26 protein-coding genes are annotated in these 24,666 nt (G+C 72.4%); 10 read left to right on the top strand and 16 right to left on the bottom strand.

Translation table 11 applies throughout. From position 1 onward, the window contains the following. Window positions 1-26: 26 nt before the first annotated feature. The 5 genes from lipA to ABIA35_RS26590 all read right to left on the bottom strand — a co-directional run bounded on the left by lipA (window position 27) and on the right by ABIA35_RS26590 (window position 6,147). Window positions 27-986 (bottom strand): lipoyl synthase, encoded by a 960-nt coding sequence (gene lipA / locus ABIA35_RS26610; RefSeq protein ID WP_370341900.1) that lies wholly within the window; start codon window positions 984-986, stop codon window positions 27-29. An 89-nt stretch (window positions 987-1,075) separates the two neighbouring features. Then, window positions 1,076-1,882: a lipoyl(octanoyl) transferase LipB gene (gene lipB, locus ABIA35_RS26605; protein WP_370341898.1), complete on the bottom strand. Its 807-nt coding sequence runs from the start codon at window positions 1,880-1,882 to the stop codon at window positions 1,076-1,078. Between the two features lie 31 nt (window positions 1,883-1,913). Next, a complete protein-coding gene (locus ABIA35_RS26600) occupies window positions 1,914-3,728 on the bottom strand; it encodes a trypsin-like peptidase domain-containing protein (RefSeq protein ID WP_370359735.1) in 1,815 nt (604 codons plus the stop codon). A gap of 203 nt (window positions 3,729-3,931) precedes the next feature. Further along, window positions 3,932-5,461 carry a sensor histidine kinase gene (locus ABIA35_RS26595; protein ID WP_370341896.1) on the bottom strand — a complete coding sequence of 510 codons (1,530 nt, stop codon included), beginning with the start codon at window positions 5,459-5,461 and terminating at the stop codon, window positions 3,932-3,934. Further along, window positions 5,458-6,147, bottom strand: a complete 690-nt coding sequence (locus ABIA35_RS26590) for a response regulator transcription factor (RefSeq protein ID WP_370341895.1) — start codon at window positions 6,145-6,147, stop codon at window positions 5,458-5,460. The genes ABIA35_RS26595 and ABIA35_RS26590 overlap by 4 nt, the downstream gene beginning before the upstream one ends. A gap of 189 nt (window positions 6,148-6,336) precedes the next feature. Between ABIA35_RS26590 and ABIA35_RS26585 the strand changes: the two genes are divergently transcribed. Beyond that, complete coding sequence (locus tag ABIA35_RS26585) at window positions 6,337-8,166, top strand: DUF4192 domain-containing protein (protein ID WP_370359734.1); 1,830 nt, start codon at window positions 6,337-6,339, stop codon at window positions 8,164-8,166. Continuing rightward, window positions 8,163-9,164 carry a hypothetical protein gene (locus tag ABIA35_RS26580; protein ID WP_370359733.1) on the top strand — a complete coding sequence of 334 codons (1,002 nt, stop codon included), beginning with the start codon at window positions 8,163-8,165 and terminating at the stop codon, window positions 9,162-9,164. Before ABIA35_RS26585 ends, ABIA35_RS26580 begins: the two co-directional genes overlap by 4 nt. Here ABIA35_RS26580 and ABIA35_RS26575 read toward each other — a convergent pair. The 3 genes from ABIA35_RS26575 to ABIA35_RS26565 form a co-directional block, all read right to left on the bottom strand. Continuing rightward, complete coding sequence (locus ABIA35_RS26575; RefSeq protein ID WP_370359732.1) at window positions 9,140-9,916, bottom strand: cytochrome b/b6 domain-containing protein; 777 nt, start codon at window positions 9,914-9,916, stop codon at window positions 9,140-9,142. The genes ABIA35_RS26580 and ABIA35_RS26575 overlap by 25 nt on opposite strands. Continuing rightward, on the bottom strand, window positions 9,900-10,565 hold the full coding sequence (locus ABIA35_RS26570) for a molybdopterin-dependent oxidoreductase (protein WP_370359821.1): 666 nt from the start codon (window positions 10,563-10,565) through the stop codon (window positions 9,900-9,902). The genes ABIA35_RS26575 and ABIA35_RS26570 overlap by 17 nt, the downstream gene beginning before the upstream one ends. Window positions 10,566-10,692: 127 nt before the next feature. Then, window positions 10,693-11,394, bottom strand: a complete 702-nt coding sequence (locus tag ABIA35_RS26565) for a hypothetical protein (protein ID WP_370341888.1) — start codon at window positions 11,392-11,394, stop codon at window positions 10,693-10,695. Between the two features lie 59 nt (window positions 11,395-11,453). Between ABIA35_RS26565 and ABIA35_RS26560 the strand changes: the two genes are divergently transcribed. After that, window positions 11,454-12,152: a hypothetical protein gene (locus ABIA35_RS26560; RefSeq protein WP_370359731.1), complete on the top strand. Its 699-nt coding sequence runs from the start codon at window positions 11,454-11,456 to the stop codon at window positions 12,150-12,152. Here ABIA35_RS26560 and ABIA35_RS26555 read toward each other — a convergent pair. Then, window positions 12,129-12,272 (bottom strand): hypothetical protein, encoded by a 144-nt coding sequence (locus tag ABIA35_RS26555; RefSeq protein WP_370341886.1) that lies wholly within the window; start codon window positions 12,270-12,272, stop codon window positions 12,129-12,131. The two genes, ABIA35_RS26560 and ABIA35_RS26555, sit on opposite strands and share 24 nt — an antisense overlap. A gap of 319 nt (window positions 12,273-12,591) precedes the next feature. Here ABIA35_RS26555 and ABIA35_RS26550 point away from each other — a divergent pair, with 319 nt between their 5' ends. Beyond that, window positions 12,592-13,383 carry an NUDIX domain-containing protein gene (locus ABIA35_RS26550; RefSeq protein WP_370359730.1) on the top strand — a complete coding sequence of 264 codons (792 nt, stop codon included), beginning with the start codon at window positions 12,592-12,594 and terminating at the stop codon, window positions 13,381-13,383. A gap of 188 nt (window positions 13,384-13,571) precedes the next feature. Here the strand turns inward: ABIA35_RS26550 and ABIA35_RS26545 are convergent, their stop codons facing one another. Continuing rightward, complete coding sequence (locus ABIA35_RS26545) at window positions 13,572-13,865, bottom strand: hypothetical protein (RefSeq protein WP_370341883.1); 294 nt, start codon at window positions 13,863-13,865, stop codon at window positions 13,572-13,574. A gap of 247 nt (window positions 13,866-14,112) precedes the next feature. On the opposite strand from ABIA35_RS26545, the gene ABIA35_RS26540 reads away from it, so the two are divergent. Next, window positions 14,113-16,248 carry an ATP-binding cassette domain-containing protein gene (locus tag ABIA35_RS26540; protein ID WP_370359729.1) on the top strand — a complete coding sequence of 712 codons (2,136 nt, stop codon included), beginning with the start codon at window positions 14,113-14,115 and terminating at the stop codon, window positions 16,246-16,248. After that, window positions 16,245-17,060, top strand: a complete 816-nt coding sequence (locus ABIA35_RS26535) for a hypothetical protein (protein ID WP_370359728.1) — start codon at window positions 16,245-16,247, stop codon at window positions 17,058-17,060. The genes ABIA35_RS26540 and ABIA35_RS26535 overlap by 4 nt, the downstream gene beginning before the upstream one ends. An 8-nt stretch (window positions 17,061-17,068) precedes the next feature. On the opposite strand, the gene msrB is transcribed toward ABIA35_RS26535, so the two are convergent. Both msrB and ABIA35_RS26525 read right to left on the bottom strand, forming a co-directional pair. Further along, window positions 17,069-17,485 carry a peptide-methionine (R)-S-oxide reductase MsrB gene (gene msrB / locus ABIA35_RS26530; RefSeq protein ID WP_370359820.1) on the bottom strand — a complete coding sequence of 139 codons (417 nt, stop codon included), beginning with the start codon at window positions 17,483-17,485 and terminating at the stop codon, window positions 17,069-17,071. A gap of 5 nt (window positions 17,486-17,490) precedes the next feature. Then, complete coding sequence (locus ABIA35_RS26525; RefSeq protein WP_370359727.1) at window positions 17,491-18,267, bottom strand: pyrimidine reductase family protein; 777 nt, start codon at window positions 18,265-18,267, stop codon at window positions 17,491-17,493. Window positions 18,268-18,411: 144 nt separating this feature from the next. On the opposite strand from ABIA35_RS26525, the gene zapE reads away from it, so the two are divergent. The 4 genes from zapE (at window position 18,412) to ABIA35_RS26505 (ending at window position 21,530) form a co-directional block, all read left to right on the top strand. After that, window positions 18,412-19,500, top strand: coding sequence for a cell division protein ZapE (gene zapE, locus ABIA35_RS26520; RefSeq protein WP_370341877.1), 1,089 nt, complete (start codon window positions 18,412-18,414; stop codon window positions 19,498-19,500). Between the two features lie 55 nt (window positions 19,501-19,555). Next, window positions 19,556-20,401, top strand: a complete 846-nt coding sequence (locus ABIA35_RS26515; protein WP_370359726.1) for a PPK2 family polyphosphate kinase — start codon at window positions 19,556-19,558, stop codon at window positions 20,399-20,401. Window positions 20,402-20,479: 78 nt separating this feature from the next. Continuing rightward, window positions 20,480-20,977: an N-acetyltransferase family protein gene (locus ABIA35_RS26510; RefSeq protein WP_370359725.1), complete on the top strand. Its 498-nt coding sequence runs from the start codon at window positions 20,480-20,482 to the stop codon at window positions 20,975-20,977. 43 nt (window positions 20,978-21,020) lie between these two features. Further along, on the top strand, window positions 21,021-21,530 hold the full coding sequence (locus ABIA35_RS26505; RefSeq protein WP_370341874.1) for a hypothetical protein: 510 nt from the start codon (window positions 21,021-21,023) through the stop codon (window positions 21,528-21,530). 3 nt (window positions 21,531-21,533) lie between these two features. Here the strand turns inward: ABIA35_RS26505 and ABIA35_RS26500 are convergent, their stop codons facing one another. From ABIA35_RS26500 to ABIA35_RS26485, 4 genes are all read right to left on the bottom strand, one after another. After that, window positions 21,534-22,511 (bottom strand): quinone oxidoreductase, encoded by a 978-nt coding sequence (locus ABIA35_RS26500; protein WP_370359724.1) that lies wholly within the window; start codon window positions 22,509-22,511, stop codon window positions 21,534-21,536. A gap of 112 nt (window positions 22,512-22,623) precedes the next feature. Next, a complete protein-coding gene (locus ABIA35_RS26495; RefSeq protein WP_370359723.1) occupies window positions 22,624-23,385 on the bottom strand; it encodes a sirohydrochlorin chelatase in 762 nt (253 codons plus the stop codon). Then, window positions 23,382-24,263, bottom strand: a complete 882-nt coding sequence (locus ABIA35_RS26490) for an ABC transporter permease (RefSeq protein WP_370341871.1) — start codon at window positions 24,261-24,263, stop codon at window positions 23,382-23,384. Before ABIA35_RS26490 ends, ABIA35_RS26495 begins: the two co-directional genes overlap by 4 nt. Beyond that, on the bottom strand, window positions 24,253-24,666 hold a 414-nt coding region (locus tag ABIA35_RS26485; protein ID WP_370359722.1), incomplete at its 5' end, for an ABC transporter ATP-binding protein. The genes ABIA35_RS26490 and ABIA35_RS26485, both read right to left, overlap by 11 nt.

Here is a 24,666-nt window from a genome sequence, read left to right as displayed (position 1 = left end):
AGCTGCCCCGGCCGATGCGGCGAACGTCACGCCGGGACGCCGGCGCCGGCAGCCGCCGCCTCGCGCGCCTCGACAGCCTCCTTGTACAGCCGCCCCGCGCGGTACGAGGAGCGCACCAGCGGCCCGGACATGACGCCGAAGCCCATCTCGCGGGCCTCCTCGGCCAGCTCCACGAACTCCTCGGGCTTCACCCAGCGCATCACCGGGTGGTGCCGCGGGGACGGCCGCAGGTACTGGGTGATGGTCACCAGGTCGCAGCCGGCCTCGCGCAGGTCGGCCAGGGCCTGCGAGATCTCCTCGCGCTCCTCGCCCATGCCCAGGATCAGGTTGGACTTGGTGACCAGGCCGAAGTCGCGGGCCTGCCGGATGACGTCCAGCGAGCGCTCGTAGCGGAAGCCGGGGCGGATCTCCTTGAAGATGCGCGGCACGGTCTCGATGTTGTGCGCCAGCACCTCCGGACGGCTGCCGAAGACCTCGGCGAGGTGCTCGGGCTTGGCGTGGAAGTCCGGGATCAGCAGCTCGACGCCGCAGCCGGGCAGCATCGCGTGGATCTGGCGGACGGTCTCGGCGTACAGCCAGGCGCCCTCGTCCTCCAGGTCGTCGCGGGCCACGCCGGTGACGGTGGCGTACTTCAGGCCCATGGTCTGCACCGACTCGGCCACGCGGCGCGGCTCGTCGGTGTCATAGGCCTTGGGCTTGCCGGTGTCGATCTGGCAGAAGTCGCAGCGCCGGGTGCACTGGTCGCCGCCGATGAGGAAGGTGGCCTCGCGGTCCTCCCAGCACTCATAGATGTTCGGACAGCCGGCCTCCTCGCACACCGTGTGCAGGCCCTCGCTGCGCACCAGGCTCTTGAGGCCGGTGTACTCCGGGCCCATCTTGGCGCGGGTCTTGATCCAGCTGGGTTTCTTCTCGATGGGGACGGCGCTGTTGCGGACCTCAAGCCGGAGCAGCTTGCGGCCTTCTGGTTCTGGGGTGACGGCCGTCACTTCGAGTCTCCTTGCATCAGTGGACACTGCATACCGCGTACCGCGCGGACCACATATTCCTACGATTACCAGCCTACGTGCCCGCAGGACTATTCCTTGACGGCCCCGACTAGCCCGTACGCCTCGGAAACCACGTCGTCCAGGTGCCGGGCGACCAGCGGCGCGAACTCCTCGACCGTAACGGCCCGGCCCAGCTCGGCGGACAGCGAGGTGACCCCGGCGTTCCGGATGCCGCAGGGGATGATCTTGTCGAACCAGGCCAGGTCGACGTCGCAGTTGATCGCGAAGCCGTGCATGGTGACGCCCTTGGCCACGCGCACGCCGATCTGCGCCAGCTTGCGGTCGGCCTTGCGCTGCCCGGCGTTGGAGGGCGCGTACTCCGGGCCGGCCAGCCGCGGGTCGAACTCCTCGTCCTCCTCGACCGGGGCCCCGACGGTCTTCAGCTGGAGCTTCAGCCCGCCCAGGTCTTCGCGTTCGATCTGCTCGCCCAGGATCCACACGCCGCTGCGGCCGTGGATCCGGGTGGTCTCCAGGCCCAGCTCGGCGCAGGCCCGGATCATCGCCTCCTCCAGCCGGCGGACGTGGCCGACCACGTCCATCGCTTCGGGAAGCCGCAGGATCGGGTAGCCGACCAGTTGGCCGGGGCCGTGGAAGGTGATGCGGCCGCCGCGGTCGACGTCGATGACGGGGGTGCCGTCGGTGGGGCGCTCCACGGGGGTGGTGCGCCGGCCTGCTGTGAACACCGGGGGGTGCTCCAACAGGATCAGCGTGTCGCCGATCTCGTCGGCGACACGCTGGGCGTGAACCTCACGCTGGAGGTCCCACGCGGCCAGATACGGAACGGCCTCCGCGCCGAAGCCGGCGCGGAGGACCGAGATAGCACGTTCGTCAGACACCCCTCAAGGGTACGCCTGCCGCTTACCGCCCCTACTGGGCCGGCTGGGTGGCCAGCACCCCGAGCGTGACGTTGACGGTCGTGGAGGATCCGTTGCGGGTGTAGGTGATGGGGACGACGTCGCCGGGGCGGTGCGAGCGCACCGCGGCGGCCACGTCCTGGTAGGAGTAGACCAGCCGGTCGCCGATCTTGGTTATCACGTCGCCGGCCTTCAGGCCCGCCTTGTCGGCCGGGGCGCCGGAGGTGACCTGCTCGACCTTGTAGCCGCCGGCGGTGCGGGTCGTGGTGTCGCTGCTGCCGGACTGGGCCACGCCCAGCGAGGCGATCTGCGCGGGCTTGCCCTGGGCCAGGGCGTCCACGATGGGCAGCGCCTCCGAGATCGGGATCGCGAAGCCCAGGCCGATGGAGCCGGCCTGCTGCTGGCTGCCGCCGAGCCCGCCGGAGTTCTGGGTGTTCGAGGCGATCGCGGAGTTTATGCCGATCACGTTGCCCTGCATGTCCACCAGCGGGCCGCCGGAGTTGCCGGGGTTGATCGCGGCGTCGGTCTGGACCGCGTCCAGGACCACCGTGCTGCCGTCCTCGGCCTGGGTCTCCACCGGGCGGTTCAGGGCGCTGACGATGCCGGAGGTGACGGTGCTGGTCAGGCCCAGCGGCGAGCCGATGGCCACCACCTGCTGGCCCACCGCCAGGTTCTTGGAGTCGGCGAAGGAGGCCTTGGTCAGGCCGGTCACGCCGTCGACCTTGATCACCGCGAGGTCGGCCAGCGGCTCGGTGCCGACGATGTGCGCGGTGGCGGTCCGGCCGTCGTTGAACGTGACGGTGATGGTCGCCGGGCCGCTGCTGGAGTTGGAATTGCCGTTGGAGTTGCCGTTGCCGTTCCCGTTGCCGCCGCTGCTGCCGCCGCCGAACGGGTTCTGGTTGCCGTTGCCGTTGCCGTTCCCGTTTGAGTTGCCGTTGCTCTGGCTCGAGGCGTTGGCCGCGGCGACCACGTGGTTGTTGGTGACGATCAGGCCGTCCGAGCTGTAGATGATCCCGGTGCCCTCGTCGCCGCTGCCGTTCGAGGTGGTGACCTGGATGTCCACCACGCTCGGCATGACGGAGGCGGCCACCTGCGTGACGCTGCCGGAGGTGCTCAGCGCGGTGTTGTTGGTGTTCAGCGGGGAGCGCGTGCTCGACGCCGCCGCGGAGGAGGAGCTGCTGTTGTCCTTGGCCGCGTAGGTGACCGCGGTACCGATGCCGCCGCCGATCAGGCCGGCGATCACGGCCACCGCGAGCAGCATCTTGCCGCCGCTCAGCCCGGAGCGCTGCGCCGTGGCGGTGCCGCCGGGGGGCGTGTAGGGCGGGAAGGCAGTGCCGTCGGAGGGGGCGGCCCAGTTCGGCGGGGGCGTGGGGCCGGGGCCCAGGTGCGTGCCCATGCCGCCGGGCTGCTGGGCCTGGGCGGCCGGGCCGAAGGCGGCGCCGGGCTGCGGCTGGGGCGCCTGCGGGCCGGGGCCCGCAGGGCCCGCGGGGCCGACCGGGCCGGACTGCGCCTGGTGCGCCTGGTACGCCTCAGCGGCCGGGACTGCGGGCTGGACCAGGGTCTGGTCCGAGGGGCCGGCGGCCGGCTGGATCAGCGTCGGGTTCGTGTCCGCGGGGGCCTGCGGGGTCTGCGCGGCCGGCTGGGAGGCGACGGTCGGGGGGACCGCGTCCTGCTGCGGCGGCACCGCCTGGGGGTCCTGTGCCCCCGAGCCGCCGGACGCGGCGGGGTTCGCGCCGAAGCTGTCGCTCACGTCCTGGTGCGCCGCTTCGTTGGCGCCGTTGTCGCCCAGGCCGCCGACGCCGCCTGCGTTGCTCGAGGGTTCGTTCATGAGGAGGAGCTTCGCCTGTTCACCTTAAATGCTGCTGAGACCCGGACAAGAGGTGACCGAAAAAGAGGCCTGGATCTCCTGTGTTTCCACAGGCGTGGGACCTGACCCATAAAGACCTTATGCGGTACCTGCTTCAGAAGAGGCATCAGGCGCGTCCTCCGCAGAGCGGGAACGCGCCTGTGACCTGCTGAGTCAGCTTCCGCTTAAGCCTTCGCGGCCGTGCCGCCGTTCTGGGGGTCGGCGTCCTCGGTCGGCCGCCCGGGCAGCCAGAACCCGAGCAGGGCGCCGCCGCTGGGGGCCCGTGCCGCGGCGACCCGGCCGCCGTGGTTCTCAGCGGCCTGCCGCACGATGGCCAGGCCCAGCCCGGAGCCCGGCATGGTGCGGGCCTCGGTGGAGCGGTAGAAGCGTTCGAAGACGTGGGGCAGGTCCTCTTCGGCGATACCCGGGCCCTCGTCGGCGACCTGGAGCAGACCGTCGGACAGGCGCACCGTGACCGTCCCGTCCTCCGGGCTCCACTTCGCGGCGTTGTCCAGCAGGTTCGTCACGGCGCGCTCCAGCGCCGCCGGATCGCCCTCCAGGTACCAGGGCTGGAGCTGGATGTCGAACTTCAGGTGCGGGGCGCGCCTGCGGACCCGGTCCACGGCCTGGCGCACCACGTCGCCCAGGTTCACCGGCTCCGGAGAGGCCTGCGGCTTGGCGTCGCGGGAGAGCTCGACCAGGTCGCCGACCAGGACGGACAGCTCCTCCATCTGGGCGCGCACGTCGCCGATGAGCTCCGCGCGGTCGGCATCACTGATTTGGATCCGGTTCGTCCCCGGCGCCGCGTGCTCCGAACCGCTGCCGAAGACCTGCGAGAGCAGGTCGATGTTGGTGCGCATGGAGGTCAGCGGGGTGCGCAGCTCGTGGCCGGCGTCGGCGATCAGGCGTCTCTGGTGCTCCTGGGAGCGGGCCAGCGCGGTCAGCATGCTGTTGAAGCTGGTCGCCAGGCGCGCCAGCTCGTCGGTGCCCTGGACGTCGATCGGCCGCAGGTCGCCGGTCCTGGCCACGTACTCGGTGGCCTCGGTGAGCCGGTCCACGGGGCGCAGACCCGCGCGGCCGACGGTGATGCCGGCGCTGCCGGCGACCGCGATGCCCGCGATGCCGACCAGGATGGAGACCAGGGTGAGCCGGCTCAGGGTCTGCTGGGTGTCCGCCATCGACTCCGCGACCAGCACCGCGGTCCGCTCGTTCGGCGGCAGCAGCGGGGTCTCGACGGTCTTGATCGGCACGCTGAGCGCCCGGTAGTGGACGCCGTCGATGACCAGCGTCGAGTAGTGGTCGCCGGAGGAGGTCTGGGCCACCTGCAGGTCGGCGTCCGAGAACTTGATGTCGTCCTGCACCACCTGCAGGGGCAGGTTGGACGGGCCCGTGGGGGTGCCGTCGCCCTGGAAGACCACGTACACGGTCGGGTCGAGCAGGCCCACGGCGACGTGGCTGTTGACCAGGTCGGTGGCCCGCTCGGCCTTCTGGTACAGGCTGTTGTCCATCTGGCTCAGGATCTGGTTCCGCACCGTCACCAGAGCCGCGATCGAGGCCAGCGCCACGCTGAGGCCCACCGCGATCATCACCAGCGCGGTGATCCGGGTCCGCAGCGGGACGTGCGACATCATCTCGGTGATCTTCGCGCGCAGCCGTTCGTAGGGTCCCGGGCGCTCCTCGGATTCCAGGTGGTCAGTGGCGACGAGGGGACTCACGGTGCCGTCTCACGCAGGGAATACCCCACTCCGCGGACCGTGTGGATCAAGCGGGGCAGGTCGTCGGCCTCGGTCTTGCGGCGCAGGTAGCCGACGTAGACCTCGAGCGAGTTGGCGGTGGTGGGGAAGTCGTAGCCCCAGACCTCCTCCAGGATCTGCGCGCGCGTCAGCACCTGGCGGGGGTGCCTCATCAGCAGCTCCAGCAGGTTGAACTCGGTCCGGGTCAGGCGCACCGGCTTGTCGGCCCGGGTCACCTCGCGGGTGGCCGGGTCCAGGGTGAGGTCGGCGAAGGCCAGCGGGGCGTCCGAGGCGTCGGCCAGGCTGCCCTGGGTGCGGCGCAGCAGCGCGCGCAGCCGGGCCAGCAGTTCCTCCAGCGCGAACGGCTTGGGGAGGTAGTCGTCGGCGCCGGCGTCCAGGCCCGCGACCCGGTCCGGGACGGCGTCGCGTGCGGTGAGCAGCAGGACCGGCAGGTCCTCGCCGGCCGAGCGCAGCCGGCGGCAGGTCTCCAGGCCGTCCAGCCTGGGCATCATGACGTCGAGCACGACGGCGTCCGGCCGCCGCTTCGCGATCGCTTCCAGCGCCGCGAGTCCGTCGGCCGCCAGCTCGACCTCGTAGCCGTTGAAGGCCAGCGAGCGGCGCAGCGAGTCCCGGACCGCCTGGTCGTCGTCCACCACGAGGATGTGCATGGCCGCATTCTGCCCCGCCCGGTTGAGAAGACGCTGAGATCACGCGGATGTTTTCCAGGCGGGTCGCGGCACCGGCGAGCGTACGGATTAGACCGTTAGAGGGATACGAGTCGTCCCCACTCGGGGTTTATCCACAGTCGGTCATGTCTTGGTCGCACTCCGTGCCCGGGAATCGGCACAGTATCGGTCATGGATCACGACCTCACCTCCGCCCCCGGAGCCGTCGCCGCCGACGGTCCCTCTTCCGGCGGTCCCGATACCGAAGGCGCCCGGACCGCATCCGAGGCCCCGCCCCGCCGGCGCGGTGCGCGCGGCGGCATCCCGGGCCAGGCCGGAGGCGGTGCCGGCGGGGGTGACGCCAGGAGTGACGCTGGTGGTGCCGGCGGCAGTGGTGATACCGGCGCCGACTCCGATAAGCAGACCGGCGGTGCCGCGAAGGCGGCCGCCCCGGCCGGTGCCGCCGGTCCCTCCGGCACCGTCCGGCTGGCCTCTCCGGGCTCCGTCGTCGCCTCGATCCCGTTCTTGTTCGGCTTCCATCCGGAGAACAGCCTGGTGGTGCTCGGCGTCAGCCATTCGGCCGAAGGCGGCAGCTTCATCCGGCACGGCGTCCGCATCGACCTGGAACAGGTCCGCGGCCACGAGCGCAGCACCGCCCTGGAACTCGCGGCGCGCCTGCGCGACCAGGACGCGGACCTGGCGATCCTGGTCGCCTTCGGCCCGCGCGGCGCCACCGGGGCCAAGGCCCGCCCCGACCACTGCCGCAAGCTGATGGCCGCGTTCCGCGCCCAGCTCGAGGCCGCGGCCAGCGAGGAGCGCGTCACCGTCGTCGACGCCCTCTACACCGCCAACGGCCGCTGGTGGTCCTACATGTGCCGCAACAACCGCTGCTGCCCGGCGGCCGGCACCGTCGTCCCCGCCGAGGCCCCGGCCGGCCTGTCCGGCGCCTTCGCCGCCCGCGGCCACACGGTCTACGCCAGCCGCGAGGCCCTGGAAGCGACCCTGGACCCGCACCCCCGGGAGATCCTGGCGCGCACCGCCGCGGCCGTCGAACACCTCGACCCCGCCTGGTACGACACGGACGCCGGCCTGGCCGACGCGCGCCGCCTGATGGACGTGCTGCTGGCCCGGTGCGGCGACGACGCCGCGGGACCCGCTCCGCGCGCGTCCCGTGCCGAAGGCCCCCGGGCCGGCCGCCGCGGTCTGTCCGGCAGCGCGACCGCGGCTCTGGCCGCGGCTGACGACGTGCCGTCGACGGCTGAGGCGGCCCGGCAGAAGGACCGGTCCGCCTCGCCGGACACCGACGCCTCGCCGGACACCGACGCTTTGCCGAACACCGACACCTCGCCGAACACCGATGCGTCTCCGGACGCCGGCGCCCCGGCGCAGGCCTCGAACGCCGTCGTCCCGGCCGCGCGTTCCCCCCGCCGCGTGACCAACCGGATTCCGGCGCTGGCCGCCACGCCGGAGGGCATCCCGCTCGGGGCGCTCGCCGAGCCGCCCGGCTCCCTGCTCGCGCCGCCGGCCATGACCGACGCCGAGGCGGCCGAGCTGCTGGTCGCGCTGCTCAACTGGCGGGTCCGCGACTACCTGGCCTGCGCCGCCGCGACCGTGGACTCCGCCGGGCGGCTGCTGCGCCTGGGCGCGGAGCTGGCCCGGCGGGCGCCGCATCCTGATCTTCGCCTCGCCCCCTACGCGCTGGCCGCGTGGGCGGCGTGGGCGATCGGCCGGCCCGCCATCGCGCAGTGCGCGGTGGACCGGGCGTTGGCCATCGATCCCGAGTACAAGTTCGCCTCGCTGATCCGCGCCGGCCTGCACCACGCCATCGACGGCGAGGGCGTGCGCGAGTCCGCCGCCAGCACGCGGCGCGACCTGTTCGGCGAGGACGCCGTCGACTCCGCTGCCGCAGACCGCTTCGGCAGCGCGGTCGACCCGACAGATCCGGACACCGCTCCGGCCCCGATCCCTGCTCCCCGCTCGACCGAGAACGTCCCCAACGAACCCGATGTGGAGATCCCATGAACCGCATAGAGAAAGTCGCCACGCCGATCCCGGCTCAGCCGCAGCTCCGCCTTCCCCGTGCCCGCCGCGGAACCTCCGGAGTCGCCGTCGCGATCGCGGCGCTGGCCGTGCCGCTGCTGCCGGGCATGGCCTTCGGCAGCACCTCCGCCGGCGGCCCCGGTACGGCCACGACCGAGGCGCCCTCCCAGGCCCGGCACCACCTTCCGCCCGGCCAGGTCCCGCCCGGCCCCGGTGTCGTGACGGTCCAGGGCTGGACGGCCAGCGGCTGGACGCTCACCGTGCCGGCCTGGGATGGTCGCCACGCCCCCTGGCTCGGTGACCCCGGCCTGCCGATCGACCACCCACGGCCCGTCATCCTTCCCGACGGCAAGCGGGGCGAGATCGCGGACTACCGGGTGGCACCCACCGGTCTGCGCGCCGACGGTTCCGGCGCTCCGGCTGCGCAGATTTCACAGAATCCGGGGGCACAGATTTCGGGGGCACAGATTTCGGGGGCACAGATCCCGGCCGGCCCCGCCGACTCGACCGGCCCGGACGGCTCCACCGATTCGATGCCCCCGGGCGACGCGTCCACGGAATGGCGCTCCGGGGACCCCGCAGCCTCGCGTTCTGTGCGCTCCCGCGTCCTCCCGGAACCGCTCGTCCCGTTCGCCGGGCCGGCCAACACCAAGCAGATGGTGGTCCCGTCTCGAGCGGATGCCGACATCCCCGACGGGGCCATGACTCCGGCGCCGGCTGTGGCACCGGCTCCAGCACTGGCACCGGCACCCGCAGCGGCACCGGCCGCTGGGCAGACCTCCGGGCAGATCGCTGATGCGACAGCCGCCGGCCTGCCCGCGTCGTCGTGCTGTCTGAGCGACGGCTACCCGGCCGGCGGGGACCGCTTCATGGCGGCGCACCTGCGTCCGGTCGCGGACCCCATGGACGTCGTCGTCGTCGCACCGCACCGCAAGCCCTGTGCGGTCCGGGTCGACTACTTGTCCCAGGCCCGCGCCTGATGAACGGCGCCGCCCTCCACCCGATCGCGCGCGCCCGCCTCACCGCGGGCCGCGCGGTCCTCCGCCTCGTGCACGGTGTCCGGTCCAGGGGTCTGGTCTCCGGGCCGGTTCCGCGCCGCCACTTCGGCCGCCCAGGCCGGATGTTCCCGCTCCGCCCAGCCGCGCGTCACATAGCCGGTCCGCATCCCGATCCGGGCCTGGCGGTCGTTCAGCGCGAACCACACATGGCCGATCACCACGAACCCGATCGCCAGCGCCAGCCAGTCGTGCACGAATGTCGCACCGGTCCGGGCCGACACCCCGACCAGGTGCGGGAACCACATCAGCGTCCCGGTCCCGGCCATCACCAGGATCGCGCCGCACTGGAAGGCGGCGTTCAGCTTCTGGCCGGCGTTGAACTTGCCGACCGGCAACGCGAGCTCCCGGGCCTTCTCCCGCCGCCAGGCGCGCTCGCGCAGCCACTCGCGATCGGTGTCGGTGTGCCGGTTCAAGCGCCGCACGTCTGCCCGATACGCCCGCGAGAACAGCCCGGCCGCCATCGGGATCGGCAGTGCGAAGCCGCAGTACAGATGGATCAGCGCCACGGCCGGGCGGTGCCCGATCGCGACCGACAGCGACGGCAGGTACAGCACTGCCCCGGTCATGATCAACGTCAGCATCAACGCGGCGGTCGCGCGGTGCACAGACCGCTCGGCGAGCGTGAACCGCTCGATCGGCCGCCGGCCGCCGCCGCCCTCAGCCGGTCGGGACATCGCCGGTCCTCCCGTTCGACTTTCCGACCCAGGCGTCGATGTCATAGCCGTAGCCCTCCCAGTAGCCGGGACGGACCGCGTCCACCACCTGGATCTCCGAGAGCCACTTGATGCTCTTGTACCCGTACATCGGCGCCGCGTAGAGGCGAACCGGCCCGCCGTGGTCGTGGCTCACCGGGCCGCCGAGCATCTTCAGGGCGATCAGCATGTCCGGGTTCTGGGCCTGGTCCAGGGTCAGGGACTCGGTGTACGTCCCGTCGAAGGACACAAACCGCAAGGCCTTCGCGGAACTCTGCACCCCGGCCAGCGCGAGCATGTCCCGCAGGCGCACCCCGCTCCACGGCACCTTCGGCACCCGCCAGCCGGTGACGCACTGGAAGTCCCGCACCATGTCGGTCTGCGGCAGCGCCGCCAGATCGGTCAGCGAGAAGTGCTGCGGGTGGTCCACCAGCCCCGTGACGGACAGCCGGTAGGTGGTCGGATCGGGCGTGGGGACGCTCCCGGTCACCGTGTAGATGCGGAACTGGTCTCCCAGCGGGAGCAGGTTCGTGAGCCCTGTGGGGTCGTGCTGCGCCACATCGGCCAGGAACCGCTGCACGGTCGACCCGCCGAGCACCCCCAGGGCGCCCAGCCCCACCACACCGAACACGACACGCCGTCCGACCGGCCGCCCTTCGCGGTCCCGCCGGCCGGGTCCGTCACCGCCGCCGGCGGCACTGGGCCCGCCGCGGTCGGCGTCCCACGCCTCTGCCACGAACCCATCACATCACCGCAGGTCATCCTGCACCAGCACTTGGCCGGGAGGTTCCTTGGTTCGTAATATCCGCCGGCGGCCTCCGCCAGCCCGGCCAGCCGGGATCGGGACGCCCGACATCGTCCATGTGCTCGCGCCGCCAGATCGCGGGCCACCATCCCGGCCCCGGTGCCAGCTCGAAGTGTGTCGAGCCGCAGGTGCACGGCGCCAGGATGAGGTCGCACTCCGCGCAGCGCTCCACGAAGCCGTGGCCGGTCGCCGTCGCCCGGGTGTCCTCCCCGCCGCAGTCGGGGCAGCCCGGCAGCCGGTCGCCGTCGAACTGACGGAGCCGGCGTTCTACGAAGTCCAGCAGCGTCATACCGGGCCGGCAGCGCGGGTCGTCGCGGAAGCCGACTGCGAGGCCCCAGAGTCCGTCCCACAACCGAGCGTCGGGAAGCGCCCGCCTCCCGGCCGCTTTCTGCTCGCGGCGACGCTGGATCAAGGGCTCCATGCCCGAGAGCCAACGGGCCCGGGCGGCCGCCAGCTCATTGACAGCCCGTACCAAGGAGGTGGTGTCCGCGTTCAGGTCCCTGGGGATCCCCGCGACGACAGTGAGATACATGTAGGTCGAGCGCAGCCCGTAGGGCGCGAAGTGTTCGAGAGCGGACCGCAGACAACTGAGTCGGCGATAAGGCGGCAGCGCCGGGTCGGCGACGCGGAGGTGCAACCGGGCGAAGCTGGTCATGTGTCTTCCCTTCCGCCTGGACAGTCCCGGCCTGGAACATGGAGACGCGGAGTCGCCGAGTGAGTGAACCGTTGCCGCGCAGGACCGAACGTGCCACATTCGATCAGCTCTTCGCCGACGGAGCGGCGGCGTTGGCCGCCGGCTCGCACGGGATCCAGGTGGCGCCGCCAGGTGACGGCAGACGGTGGGGCGTGTCCGTGGTGCTGCGCCCCGATCCGGAGGCGGCGGCGTCGCTGGAAGCGCTGGCGCACGAGGCGGCGGCGGTCGCCGGTGACGGTCACTGGCTGACCGGCGCCGCGGAGAACTCGCACCTCACCGTGCGCGCGCTGGAGTGGCCGCGTGCCGACATCGGGGACGACGACCCGTGCGTCGCGCGCTACGCCACCGCCCTGCGCACGGCGGTCGCCGGCGTCCGGCCCCTGACCTTCGCGGTCACCGGCCTGACGCTGACTCCGCTGTCGGTGATGGCGTGCGCGGTCCCGGCCGACGACACCGCGGACCGGCTGTCGGCCGCCTATGCCGCCGCCCTCGGTCCGGACGCCTGGCTCGAGAAGGAGTTCCGGCGCGACCTCTGGTACCTCAACGTCCTGCACTTCGCCGCGCCGGTCACCCGTGCGCGGGCCCTGATCGACTGGGTCGCCGAACGGCGCGCCTCGGCCCCGATGGCGCTGCGCGTCACCGAGGTCGAGATCGCCGCGTGGCGGTTCACCGGGAGCGGGATGACCCCGCGGCGGTTAGCCGTTGCGGTGCTTGCCTGAGCCGATCATGTGCCGCAGGGCCTCGGCGCGGGCCCAGGCGGGACGTTCCGGGCCGGTGACGCGCGACCACGGCTGGTCGGGGTGCAGGCCCAGGGGGCGGAGCAGATCCGCGCTGATCATGATCGAGAACGAGCCGTGCCAGTGCCCGTCGGCGCGGCGTCCGCAGTAGAGGTGGATGAGGATGTCCTCCGGGGCGAACGGGAGCCAGTCGATGCCGTGGTCGATCAGTCAATCGGCGACGGCGCGCATCGGCGTCGGGCTGTCCGGCAGGTTCTCGTAGGCCAGTATGGTGATCCGTTCAGGATCCTGATTCGCCATGGGTCGATCGTAGGCCGCCCCGGCAGTGCTGACCTCTGATTTACCGGGCGCGAGGGCACCGGGATCCGGCCTGCCGACCCCAGTTCTCGTCACACTGACGACATCAGGCTAGGATGAACGGATGCCACGCGATCTCGACCCGGACTACGACCCGACCGACTACCCGCCGTTCGCGGTGACCGTCGATCTGGTCGTGCTGACCGTCGCCGAGCAGGGGCTGAGCGTGCTGGCGGTGCGGCGCGGCGAGCCGCCGTTCGCCGACCGGTGGGCGCTGCCCGGCGGGTTCGTGAAGCCCGACGAGAGCCTCGGTGATGCCGCGGTGCGGGAACTGGCCGAGGAGACCGGGCTGGGCCTGCAGGTCGGGCAGGACGCGGAGCAGGGTCTGCACGCCGTGCCCGACCACGGCGTCCACCTGGAGCAGCTGGCCAGCTACGGCGCCCCGGACCGGGACCCGAGGATGCGGGTGGTGTCGGTGGCGTATCTGGCGCTGGCCCCGCTGACCTCGTTGCAGGAGGGCTCTGAGGGGCCGTTCCCGGCGGCGGGCGGCGACGCGCGCGCCGCCGAGTGGCTCCCGGTCGCGGCGCTGCCCGGATCGGAGGGCCTGGCGTTCGACCACGCGCGGATCCTGGCCGACGGGGTGGAGCGCGCGCGCTCGAAGATCGAGTACTCGTCGCTGGCCGCGGCGTTCTGCCCGCCGGAGTTCACGGTGGGGGAGCTGCGCAACGTCTACGAGGCGGTGTGGGGCGTGCAGCTCGACCCGCGCAACTTCCACCGGAAGGTGACCGGCACGCCGGGGTTCCTGGTGCCGACCGGCGGGACCACGTCGCGGCAGGGCGGCCGGCCGGCCCAGTTGTTCACCCGGGGGACCGCGACGCTGCTGAACCCGCCGATGCTGCGGCCGTCGTCGGACTGACGGGGCCGGGCGCGCGGCGGGACTGGGTGTGCGGCAGGGCTGGGTGTGCGGCGTGGGCCGGGCGTTCGGTGTGAGCTGAGCACGCGGCGGTGCTTGACGCGCGTCGGTGCTGGCGCGCGGCGTGGGCCGGGCGTGCGGGTGGGTTGCGTGGGCTGGGCGGGCTGAGCGGGCCGGGTGGGGCCCGGCGGTCAGTGCTCGCCGCCCAGATCCACGACGTAGGCCTCGTAGACCAGATCGTTGCCGCGTTGGCAGTGCCGGTCGAGCCGCCGCGACAGCTCGGCCAGCTGCTTCTCGTTCATGCTCGCGAGGTCGCGCTGGATGGCGCGGCGAAGTTCGGTGTGCTCGCGGATCAGCGTCTGGACCGCGAAGGTCAGGCGCGGGTCGGCAGCGACTATCTCGGCGTAAAGCCCGTGCTTGCCTTCGGTCGCGGCCAGGTGTTCGGCGATGGCGGTGGAAAGGGGGAGGGCGGGGGCGAGGCCCATAGCAGACCTCCTCGCATGTGGGGGTTCCTCTCATGGTGCGCGCGCCTGAGCGGGGTTGTCCAGAAGCGGGCGGTAGGCAGTCGGCTGCGACACTTCATCACTCTTCACGGTGATTTCCCCGGGTCCCGTGAGTGATCACGGATACCGTAGCGGACAGCGATGTCGCGGACGGTGATCAACCGATGGACACCGGCGCCGGACGGCCGGCGCCGTGCGGCAGCAAAGGCCCGGAGTAAAAGGAGTCGCGGTGATCGAGGCGATCGAGCTGACCAGCACCCGCCGGTCCCGCGGCGCGGGCGGCGGACCCGTGGAGAAGGTCTCCTTCGACGTCTATCCGGGCCAGGTGACGGCCCTGCTCGGGGCGCCGGGTGCCGGAAAGTCCACAGTCCTGCGCCTCATGGTCGAACTCGAACCCGGCGGCGGCCGCACCCTGTTCGGCGGCCGCCCCTACCGCGCCCTGCGCCCCGCGGTCCGCGAGGTGGGCCTGGCCCTGAACCCCGACGCCGTCCACCCGGGCCGCACCGTGCAGGCCCACCTGCAGCTCTACGCGGCCGGCGGCGGCGTGCCCAAGCCGCGCGTCGCCGAGGTCCTGGAGGTCGCGGGCCTGTCCACGCAGGCCACCGTCCGCTGCGGCCGCCTGGACGCGGGCCAGCGCCAGCGCCTGGCCATCGCCGCCGCCCTGCTCGGCGACCCGGCGGCGCTCATCCTCGACGAGCCCCACGCCCTCGACAGCCACGGCATGTCCTGGTTCCACGCCCTGATCCGCGCCTACGCGGCCCAGGGCCGCACGGTCCTGGTCGCGGCCACCGACCCCGACACCCTGTCCGGCACCGCCGACCACGTCGTCGTGCTCCGCCGCGACGAACACGACGGCCTCAGCCGCGTCATCGCCAGCCGCTCGGCCGCCGAGGTCTTCGACGAACGCCGCGCCACCGTCGTCCAGGTCCGCAGCCCCCAGGCCGCCCGCCTGGCCGCCGCCCTGGAATCCGAGGGCGCCCACCTGGCCCCCGCCGGCCCCGGCGCCCTCCAAGTCCGCGGCCTGGACCGGGCCCGCATCGGCGAAGTGGCGCACATCGCCGGCGTGTGCCTGCACGAACTCAGCGAGATCGGCCACGACGACGACGTCTTCGGCCTGCACCCGGTCCCCCGCCAGAAGGAACTCCTCCCCGGCCTCAACCGCACCGGCACCTGGCACTCCGGCGTCCGCGTGGTCGCCGACGGGACCGTGGAGGAGATCGAGGGGGAGATCGCGGAGGAGATCGAGGAAGCGGAGCTCGTCGAGGCCGCGGCGGAGGCGAGCGCCGAGGCCGAGCGGCCGGAAACGGCGACGGAGGCCGAGGTCCGGGCGGCGCGGGATGCGGCTGCCGGAGAGGTGACGTTTCCCCCGCCGGTGCAGACGACTACCGCGACGGCGGCCGGGGCGCACACGCCTGAGGTGAGTAGCGCGGCACAGGCCGCCGGGCCGAACGCTGGGGTGCAGGCTGCTGAGCCGACTGTCGGCGCACAGGCTGCTGAACCGAATGTCGCAGTGCAGGCTCCGGAGCAGGGCTTCGCCGTGCAGGCTCAAGTCAGTGTCGGGGCGCAGGCTGCTGAGCCGAGTGTCGCGGTTCAGGCTTCTCAGCCGACTGTGGGGTCACAGGCTTCTGAGCCGAGCCAGCCCGGCAGCGCGTCGGATGCGCAGTCTTCGCAGGAGCAGTCCCCGCAGGAATCGACAGCCGAGAAGTCTGACCAGCAACCCGCCGACAACAAGCCGAGCGCCGTCGGTTCGTGGCGTACCCAGGGCTCGGTCGCCGGCTCCCGCTGGTCGGCCGTGAAGGGCTCGCAGGCGGCTCCCGCACCGACATCGGCGGCATCGGCTGCCGCTCCGGTACCGGCTTCTCTGGAGCGTTCCGAGACCGAGCCCGAGATCGAGCCGGCCCCGGCCGCCGCCACCGTCGAGCCGACCGTGGTTCGCAGCGTCGCGCTGACCCCCGCGAAGGCCCGCGACCTCCCGCGCCGCACCAGTGGCTTCGGCCTCCGCTGGGGCCGGAACAAGCCGCAGCATTCTGCCGCGCCGGTGTCGGCACCCACGTCGGCACCCGCGTCGGCACCGGCGTTGACACCCGCGTCGGCGCCGGTGTCCGCCCCCGCGTCGGCTCCGTCCCCGGAGTCGGCCGCGTCGCCGGTCCTGGTCCAGCCCGCCGTCCCCTTCAGCGTCGCGCCCGCCGCTGAGCAGCGTGCCGCGAGCGACGGCATGACGCCGTGGCGTGCGGCGGCCGCTCGGGCTTCGAAGCAGAGCCAGCAGAGCCAGCAGAGCCAGCAGAGCCAGCAGGCCCACCAGCAGAGTCAGCAGCAGGCATCGGTCGCGGAGGCGGCCCCGGCAGAGCAGGAAGCTTCCGCATGATTGCTGCGTACCGTTACGAACTCCGCCGGCTCGGGAGTCTGCGGGCCACCCGCCGGGTGCCGGGAGGCGCTGCCCTGGTGGCCGCCGCGTTCGGGGTGGCGGCCGCGTTGGCGGTGTCCGCCGGTGCCTCGGAGCGGGTGGTGGCGTTGCTGCGCCTGGCCGGGACGTTGCCCGCGCTGGCCGCGGCTGTCGTGATCGGTGCCGCGGCCTCGGGGCACGAGCGGCACTACGCCATGCGCTTTGTGACTCTCGCGGTGGTGCCGCGGCGTGCGTGGCTGGCGGTCGCCAAGGCCACGCTCACCGCACTTCTCTCCGCGCTGACCGGGGCCATGGTCGCGCTGGCCGCGGCCCTCGGCTACGCGCTCGCCCTGGCGTGGGCCTACGCCGGGGACCGCACCCTCATTCCCGACGGTGCCGCCGCCGACCCCGTGCTGCAGGGTGTGGCGCCGGCTGCCGCGGCGGCGACGGCGGCCGGGCTGTTCGGGCTCGCCGTCGGGTGGCTGACCGCGTGGTACCGGGCGTCGGTCGCGGTGGCCGTGGCGGTGGTGGCGCTGGCCGTGCCGTTGGCGGCCGGGCGCCTGATCAGCGGGCTGCCCGTCATCGCCAAGACCCTGGCGGACGCCGAGCAGTCCCTGCGGACCACCCCCGTGCTGTCCTCGCTGCTCAATCCCCGCGTGCTGACCGCGTGGCCGCCGCTGAAGTCGGGGATGCACCCGATCCCGCCGACCTCGTTGGCGGCCACCGCCCTGCTCGCGGCGGTGGCGCTGCTCGGCATGGCTGCCGGCGCCGCGCGGTGGCAGCGGGGCAGCTGAGCCGGTCCTCAGGAAGCGTCGGCGTCGGCGTCCTCGTCCAGCTTCAGGCACACCGAGTTGATGCAGTACCGCTGCCCGCCGTGCTCCATCGGGCCGTCGTCGAAGACGTGCCCCAGGTGCGACCCGCACGCCGTGCAGCGCACCTCGGTCCGCACCATGCCGTGGCTCACGTCCTGGTGCAGGGTCACCGCGTCGCCCTCGCCCGGCTCGTAGAACGACGGCCACCCGCAGTGCGAGTCGTACTTCGCCTGTGAACGGAACAAAGGCGCGTCACAAGCCCGACAGTGATAGGTGCCCTCCGTGTGCGTGGAGACGTACTCCCCGCTCCACGGCCGCTCCGTGCCGGCCTCGCGCAGTACCGCGAACTCCGTCGGCGTGAGCAGCGAGCGCCACTCCGTCTCGGACTTCTGCACCTTCTCGACCATGCTGATCACCCTTCCTTAGCGGGTTCAGAGACGGAACTCTGTGTTCCCCCGACTAGATAACGCGAGAACAGGAACCCGTCTTCCGTCAGCAGGCTGTGCAGTATCAGCGGTAATCCCCCCGTAAGATCCGGCCCGGCCAGCACCCGCATCGAGTCGCCCCCGCGCAGCTGCGGGGCGGTCGACAGGCACAGTTCGTCGAGCTTGCCGGAGGCCGCGAGCTGCCCCAGCAGGTGCGGGCCGCCCTCGCACAGGATCCGTCCCAGTCCGCGCTCGGCCAGCCGGTCCACGGCCAGGGCCAGGTCGACCTCGCCGGTACCGGCCGCGATCACCTCGGCGCCGGCTGTGGCGGCCGCGTCGACCTGGTCCTGCGGGGCGTCGGTCGCGGTCAGCACGATCGTCGGCACCGCCGGGGAGGTGAACAGCGGCATCGTCCAGTCCAGGTCCATCGCCCGCGAGACCACCGCGATGGCCGCGGTCGGGGCCTGGCCGGCCGCCGCGCGCGCCTCCTGGTACTGCTGGCGGACCCGCGCCGGCCGGTACTGCTCGGCGCGTACCGTCCCGGCCCCGACCAGCACCACGTCCGCCAGCGCGCGGAGCACGCCGAAGATGCGCTTGTCCGCCTCGCCGGAAATCCCCTCGGACTTGCCGGAGGCGGTCGCGGCGCCGTCGGCGGAGGCGACCATGTTCGCCCGCACCCAGCGCCGGGCCCCGGTGGGGTAGGCGTAGACCTCCGCCAGGTCGACCTGGCGGCTGCGGTTCGAGGGTGGCAACAGCTGATACATGGGACCAGCGAATCACACCAGGAGACTTCTGACACGCGGGGCTCATCCACCCGCCGCACAAGGCTTTGTGACTGGCTTCACATGTGATCAATTACACCCCCCGGATGGTGCGGCATACCCGCTCCGGCCTGCGACATTGGAAGAGTGCCGACGTCTGCTCCGATAGTCTCCGCGCCCGCCGCGACCCTCGTCGGCCGCCGGCCGGACGTCGGTGCCGACCGGCTGATCGCCGACCTCGTCCCGCCGCCGCGGTTCGACCGGGTGCGCTTCTCCAGCTACGTCCCGAACCCGGCCGAGCCCAGCCAGTCCGCGGCCCGCGATCGGCTGGAGGCCTTCGCCGCGACCGTCGGAGCGCCGCCGAAGAAGAGCGGCGGGCTGTTCAAGAAGAAGGCCCCCGCGTCCGGCGCGGTCGGCGTCTACCTCGACGGCGGCTTCGGCGTCGGCAAGACCCACCTGCTGGCCTCGCTCTGGCACGAGTCCCCGGCTCCGCGTGAGAAGAAGGCCTACGGCACCTTCGTCGAGTACACCAGCCTGGTCGGCGCCCTCGGCTTCGCCGCCGCGGTGGAGCGGCTGTCCGACTTCGCGCTGGTCTGCATCGACGAGTTCGAGCTCGACGACCCCGGCGACACCGTCCTGGTCTCCACGCTGCTCACCCGGCTGTCCGACCGCGGCGTGAAGCTGGCCGCGACCTCCAACACGTTGCCGGACAAGCTCGGCGAGGGCCGCTTCGCCGCCGCCGACTTCCTGCGCGAGATCCAGGCCCTGTCGGCGCGCTTCGAGGTGCTGCGGGTCGACGGCCCCGACTACCGGCACCGCGACCTGCCCACCCCGCCGGCCCCGGTCTCCGAGGACGTCGTGGCCCGCACCGTGGAGGAGAACCCCGGCGCCACCCTGGACGCCTTCGACGGCCTGACCGGCGAGCTCGCCGCGGTCCATCCCAGCCGCTACGGCGCCCTGATAGACGGCGTCAGCGCGGTCGGGCTCACCGGCGTGCGGCCGCTGGAGGACCAGAACGTGGCCCTGCGCCTGGTGGTGCTGATAGACCGGCTCTACGACCGCAAGGTCCCGGTGGTCGCCTCCGGCACGCCGCTCGGCGACCTGTTCACCCCTGAACTTCTCCGCGGCGGATACCGCAAGAAGTACCTGCGCGCGATCTCGCGCATCACCGCGCTGGCCCGGGACGGCGTGGCCCTGGCCGACGCCGCGCAGACCTCTGTCGGGGCCGGCGCCTAGCCCGGAACGGCCGCCATGGCATGCGGAACGTTAGCCCGGATGGCACTCTTCCTTCATGGCGAAGTCGTTCACGCATCTGCTGCGGGCCCCCGAATCCCCTGTCAAGCTGCACAAGATCGCGTCTGACGCGCACCCCGGCGTCGACTCGAAGGATGAGGCGCTGCACAAGCTCCCGAAACTTGGTGCACGGCTGGCCGACCTGCAGGAACGCCTGTTCGCGCAGTCCCGCGGCGGCACCGAGCCGGCGTCCAAGAAGCTGCTCCTCGTGCTGCAGGGCATGGACACCTCGGGTAAGGGCGGCACGGTCAAGCATGTGGCCGGCGTGATGGATCCCGGCGGCCTGCGCATCACCTCGTTCAAGTCCCCGACCGAGGAAGAGCTGTCCCACGACTTCCTGTGGCGCATCCGCAAAGCCCTGCCGACGCCCGGCATGGTCGGCGTCTTCGACCGCAGCCATTACGAGGACGTGCTCATCGTCCGGGTCCGCGACCTGGTCCCGCGCGAGCAGTGGGAGCTGCGCTACGGCCTGATCAACGAGTTCGAGCAGGAACTCGCCGACCAGGGCACGACCGTGGTGAAGTGCTTCCTGCACATCGGCCGCGACACCCAGAAGGACCGCCTGCTGGCCCGGCTGGACGACCCCACGAAGCTGTGGAAGTACAACACCAACGACGTCAAGGAGCGCAAGCTCTGGCCGGCATATCAGGACGCGTATGAGGCGGCGCTGAGCCTGACCTCGACGGAGACGGCGCCCTGGTACGTGATCCCGGCCGACCGCAAGTGGTACCGGAACTACGCGATCACCAAGCTGCTCATCGAGACGCTGGAGCGGATCGGGCCGGAGTGGCCGCCGGCCGACTACGACGTCAAGACGGAGAAGAAGCGCGTGCTCGCCTCGTGAGAGTCGAACGCAGCCCGGCACCTTCATCGGCGCCGTAAACCAGACCGGCTCCAGCCGACCCGCCGCTATCCTCGCGCCATGGACATGCAGATCCGCCCGGCCGCCGACGAGGACTGGCCGCACATCTGGCCGTTCTTCCGCACCATCTGCGCCGCGGGGGAGACCTACGTCTACCCCTACGAGCCCACCGAGCAGGAGGGCCGCGCCATGTGGATGGAGCGGCCTCCGGGGCTGACCGTCGTCGCGGTCGACGCCGACGGCACGGTCCTGGGCAGCGCGAAGATGGGCCCGAACCGGCCCGGCCCCGGCGCGCACGTGTCCACCGCCAGCTACATGGTGGATCCGGCGGCCGCGGGCCGGGGCGTCGGCCGGGCGCTCGGCGAGTACACGCTGAAGTGGGCCCGCGAGCAGGGCTACCGCGGGATGCAGTTCAACGCCGTGGTGGAGAGCAACGCCCGTGCGGTGCACCTGTGGCAGTCGATCGGGTTCCAGATCATCGGCACCGTCCCGGAGGCGTACAAGAGCCGGGAGCACGGCTATGTCGGGATCCATGTGATGTATCAGAAGTTCGATTGAGTCCCGCGCTTTATCAAGGCCCTTGTTCGGTCCGATGATATGCGTGAACATGGGCGCCATGCTCGACGTCGCGCCGCCCACGCCGACCCCGGTGCCCGCGCCGCGCGCGGCCAGTCCGTCCCGTGCCAACGCGCTGGCCACCCTCGGCTTCGCCGTGCTGACCCTGGGCTCGCTGGCCATCCCCTGGGCTGGCTACGACGACGGCAGTCCGTCCTGGTCCGGCTTCGACCTCATGGGCGACCGGCTGCCGGTCGCGGACGGCATCGGCGCCGTGGTCGCCTGCCTGCACACCCTGCAGTGGCTGAGCATCAGCCTGATCGTGCTGTCGGTGCTGCGGCTGATCGTGCCCGCGCCGCACCTGGCGTGGCTGTCCCTGCTGGCGGCGCTGGCTTTGGTCCTGTGCGCGCTGCTGGCGGCCTTCCGGTTCCACTCGGAACTCCAGGGCGTCGACGCGTTCACGCCATCCATGCGTGCCGGGCCGGTCGTCACGGCGGCCGCCGCGCTCCTGTGCGCCGTCGCGGCCGGTCGGGGACCGGCCGCGAGCCGCGCTTAAGGCTTACGGGACCAGCAGCAGCTTGCCGGTCGTCCTGCGCGACTCCAGCTCCTCGTGCGCCTCCCCGGCCTGGCCGAGCGGGAACGTGGCGCCGACGCGCACGGTCAGCGTGCCGTCCTGGATCCAGCGGAACAGGTCGCTCGCGCGCCACTCCAGCTCCTGGCGCGACACGATGTAGTTCACGAGCGTCGGGCGGGTCAGGAACAGCGAGCCGGCCTGGGACAGTCGCAGCGGGGCGACCGGCGGGACCGGGCCGGAGGCGTTGCCGAAGCTGACCAGCATGCCGCGCGCGCGCAGCGCGCCGAGGGAGGCCTCGAAGGTGTCCTTGCCGACGCCGTCGTAGGCCACGTGCACGCCGTGCCCGCCGTTGCGGCGCAGCACCTCGGCGGCCAGCTCCTCGCCGGCCACCTGGTCGTAGCGGATCACCTCGTCGGCGCCGGCCTCGGCGGCCAGCTTGGCCTTGGCGTCGCTGGAGACGGTGCCGATCACCTTGCCGCCGGCGGCCTTCACCAGCTGGGTCAGCAGCAGGCCCATGCCGCCGGCCGCGGCGTGCACCAGGGCGGTCTCGCCGGCCTTGATCGGATATGTGCTCTGCGTCAGGTAGTGGGCCGTCATGCCCTGCAGCATCACGGCGGCGGCGGTCTGGACGTCCACGTTGTCCGGCACCGCCACGGCCCGGTCGGCGGGCACGATCACCTGTTCGGCGTAGCTGCCGCGGGCGTTCACGGTCGCGACCCGGTCCCCGGGCCGGAAGTCCGTCACGCCCTCGCCGACTTCCAGCACGTGCCCGGCGACCTCGGCGCCCGGCGTGAACGGCAGGTCCGTCGCGTACAGCCCGGTGCGTTGGTAGGTCTCGATGAAGTTCACGCCGACGGCGCCGACCTCCACCAGGAGCTCACCGGGCCCCGGCTTCGGGGGGTTCACGTCGGTGAGTTGCAGGACCTCGGGTCCGCCAGTCTGGCTGACGACGATCGCGCGCATACACGGATCCTTTCAAAGGTTGCGGTGGTTCGCATGCTTGCAACCCTGTTCCCGCCGCGCGGATTCCGCCGTGTTCGGATCGCGGACGCCCCGGGCCCGCGTCAGGCCCGCGTCAGGCCACGTGCGCCAGGCAGGCCGAGACCGCGCCGTCGAACCGGGCCAGCACCGCGGCGGCCACCTCCGGCGCGTCCCCGAGCTCGGCGGCCACCGCGTCCGCCCCGGCCCGCAGCGCCGAGCCCCGGATGCGGTCGGCCAGGAATCCCGGCGCGAGGAAGTACGGGGCCACCACGACCCGCCGCGCGCCCCGGTCGCGCAGCTCACGCACCACCTCGCCGGCCAGGTCGCCGACCGCCGGCACCGCCACCACGCGCTCCCAGCCGCTGGCCTGCCAGCCCTCGGCCAGCTCGTCCACCGCCGCGGCCGCGACCCGGTCGGAGGATCCGGCCCAGGCCAGCACCACCGAGGCCTCCTCGTCGCCGGGCCACACCCCGGCCTCGCGCATCCGCCGCTCCAGCCCGGCCGTCAGCAGCGGATGCGGGCCCAGCGGCGCGGTCAGGACCGGCTCGGTCACGCCGGCCCGCCAGCGGCGGGGCAGCGCCTCGTGCGCCGCGGCCACTGCCGCGGGGATGTCCTGCCGGACGTGGTAGGCCGTGTTCAGCAGCAGCGGCACCACCTTCACGTGCTGGTACCCGTCCCGGACCAGGCCGTGCAGGGCCCGCGCGGCGGTGGGGCCGCAGTGGTCGAGGAAGGCCGTCTCGACGCGCAGCTCCGGCCGCTGCTCGCGCACCGCGTCCACGAGCCCTGTGATGACTTCCCGGTGCCGCGGGTCCCGGCTCCCGTGGGCGACCGCCAGCATCGCCTGTGCCTGGTTCACGCCAACCCCCTCGCCTTCAGCACGCGCCGCTCCAGCGGCGCGAAGAGCAGCTGGTTGACCGCCACGCCGACGGCCAGGATGAGCACGATCGCCGCGAACGCACCGGACATGTCGTTGGCGTCCTGGGAGTTCTTCAGCAGGAATCCCAAGGAATGTCCGAGATTCGCGGACTGCACGATGATCTCAGAGGCCAGCAGCGAGCGCCACGCGAAGGCCCAGCCCTGCCGCAGGCCCGCCAGGTAGCCGGGCAGTGCGGCCGGCAGTAGCACGTGCCGCACCGAGGCCAGTCCGCGGGCGCCGATGTTGTGGCCGACGCGCAGGTACAGCGGCGGCACCTGGTCCAGGCCGGACATGACGCCGACCGAGATGGAGGGCACCGCGCCGAGCAGGACGACGGTGTAGAGCATGGCCGGGGTGGGGCCGAAGAACATCAGGGCCGGCGGGACCCAGGCCACCGAGGGCAGGGATTGCAGGCCGGACAGGATGGGTCCGAGGCCTGCGCGGACCGGCTTGAACCGGGCCGTCATGATGCCCAGCGGCGTGCCGATCGCGACCGAGGCGCCGAAGCCGACCGCGCCGTGGGCGATGCTGTGGCCAACCGCTCCCCAGGCGTCGCCCTCGGAGAAGGTGTCCTTCAGCGAGCTGAACACCTGCGAGGGTCCGGGCAGCTTCCAGTCCGGCCAGATCTTCGCCGCGTAGAGGATCTGCCACACGGCCAGGATCAACGCGACGGCGATGATCGGCGGTAAGACGGCGGCGGCCACGCTTTTGAGTCTGCTGGACTCCGGTTCCGTGGATGTTTCCAGCGCGTCAAGTCCGGCTTCGATGTGTGCGAGGGTGTCGCCGGCCGGACCCGTGGTATGGGTGTCAGCGGCCATGGCGGCTGATCTCCTTGCGCAGGTGGTCGGTGATCTCCACCGACAGGTCGGCGACCGCCTTGTCCTCGATGCGGCGCGGCTGCGGGATGTCCACGCGCCACTCCCGCGCCACCCGGCCGGGACGCGAGGACAGCAGCACCACCCGCTGCCCGAGGCGGACGGCCTCGCGCACGTTGTGGGTGACGAACAGCACCGCCAGGCCGGTGGCCTCCCACAGCCGGATGAGCTCCTCATGCAGGACGTCGCGGGTGATGGCGTCCAGGGCGGCGAACGGTTCGTCCATCAGCAGTACCGGGCTGTCTTGGGCCAGGGCGCGGGCCAGGGCGACGCGCTGGCGCATGCCGCCGGAGAGCTGGTGGGGGCGCTTGTCGTAGGCGCCGCGCAGCCGGACCAGGTCCAGCAG

It is taken from the genome of Catenulispora sp. MAP12-49, from assembly GCF_041262705.1.
Taxonomy (GTDB): Bacteria; Actinomycetota; Actinomycetes; order Streptomycetales; family Catenulisporaceae; genus Catenulispora.
The sequence above is the reverse complement of the archived record's forward strand: the minus strand, read 5'-3'. Positions and strand labels throughout refer to the sequence as shown.

Coding starts and splice junctions, on each gene's coding strand:
- ABIA35_RS26600 (WP_370359735.1), bottom strand. CDS start 3,728: ATGAACGAACCCTCGAGCAACGCAGGCGGCGTCGGCGGCCTGGGCGAC.
- ABIA35_RS26590 (WP_370341895.1), bottom strand. CDS start 6,147: ATGCACATCCTCGTGGTGGACGACGACCAGGCGGTCCGGGACTCGCTG.
- ABIA35_RS26585 (WP_370359734.1), top strand. CDS start 6,337: ATGGATCACGACCTCACCTCCGCCCCCGGAGCCGTCGCCGCCGACGGT.
- ABIA35_RS26580 (WP_370359733.1), top strand. CDS start 8,163: ATGAACCGCATAGAGAAAGTCGCCACGCCGATCCCGGCTCAGCCGCAG.
- ABIA35_RS26575 (WP_370359732.1), bottom strand. CDS start 9,916: ATGTCCCGACCGGCTGAGGGCGGCGGCGGCCGGCGGCCGATCGAGCGG.
- ABIA35_RS26565 (WP_370341888.1), bottom strand. CDS start 11,394: ATGACCAGCTTCGCCCGGTTGCACCTCCGCGTCGCCGACCCGGCGCTG.
- ABIA35_RS26555 (WP_370341886.1), bottom strand. CDS start 12,272: ATGATCAGCGCGGATCTGCTCCGCCCCCTGGGCCTGCACCCCGACCAG.
- ABIA35_RS26550 (WP_370359730.1), top strand. CDS start 12,592: ATGCCACGCGATCTCGACCCGGACTACGACCCGACCGACTACCCGCCG.
- ABIA35_RS26545 (WP_370341883.1), bottom strand. CDS start 13,865: ATGGGCCTCGCCCCCGCCCTCCCCCTTTCCACCGCCATCGCCGAACAC.
- ABIA35_RS26535 (WP_370359728.1), top strand. CDS start 16,245: ATGATTGCTGCGTACCGTTACGAACTCCGCCGGCTCGGGAGTCTGCGG.
- msrB (WP_370359820.1), bottom strand. CDS start 17,485: ATGGTCGAGAAGGTGCAGAAGTCCGAGACGGAGTGGCGCTCGCTGCTC.
- ABIA35_RS26525 (WP_370359727.1), bottom strand. CDS start 18,267: ATGTATCAGCTGTTGCCACCCTCGAACCGCAGCCGCCAGGTCGACCTG.
- ABIA35_RS26515 (WP_370359726.1), top strand. CDS start 19,556: ATGGCGAAGTCGTTCACGCATCTGCTGCGGGCCCCCGAATCCCCTGTC.
- ABIA35_RS26510 (WP_370359725.1), top strand. CDS start 20,480: ATGGACATGCAGATCCGCCCGGCCGCCGACGAGGACTGGCCGCACATC.
- ABIA35_RS26500 (WP_370359724.1), bottom strand. CDS start 22,511: ATGCGCGCGATCGTCGTCAGCCAGACTGGCGGACCCGAGGTCCTGCAA.
- ABIA35_RS26490 (WP_370341871.1), bottom strand. CDS start 24,263: ATGGCCGCTGACACCCATACCACGGGTCCGGCCGGCGACACCCTCGCA.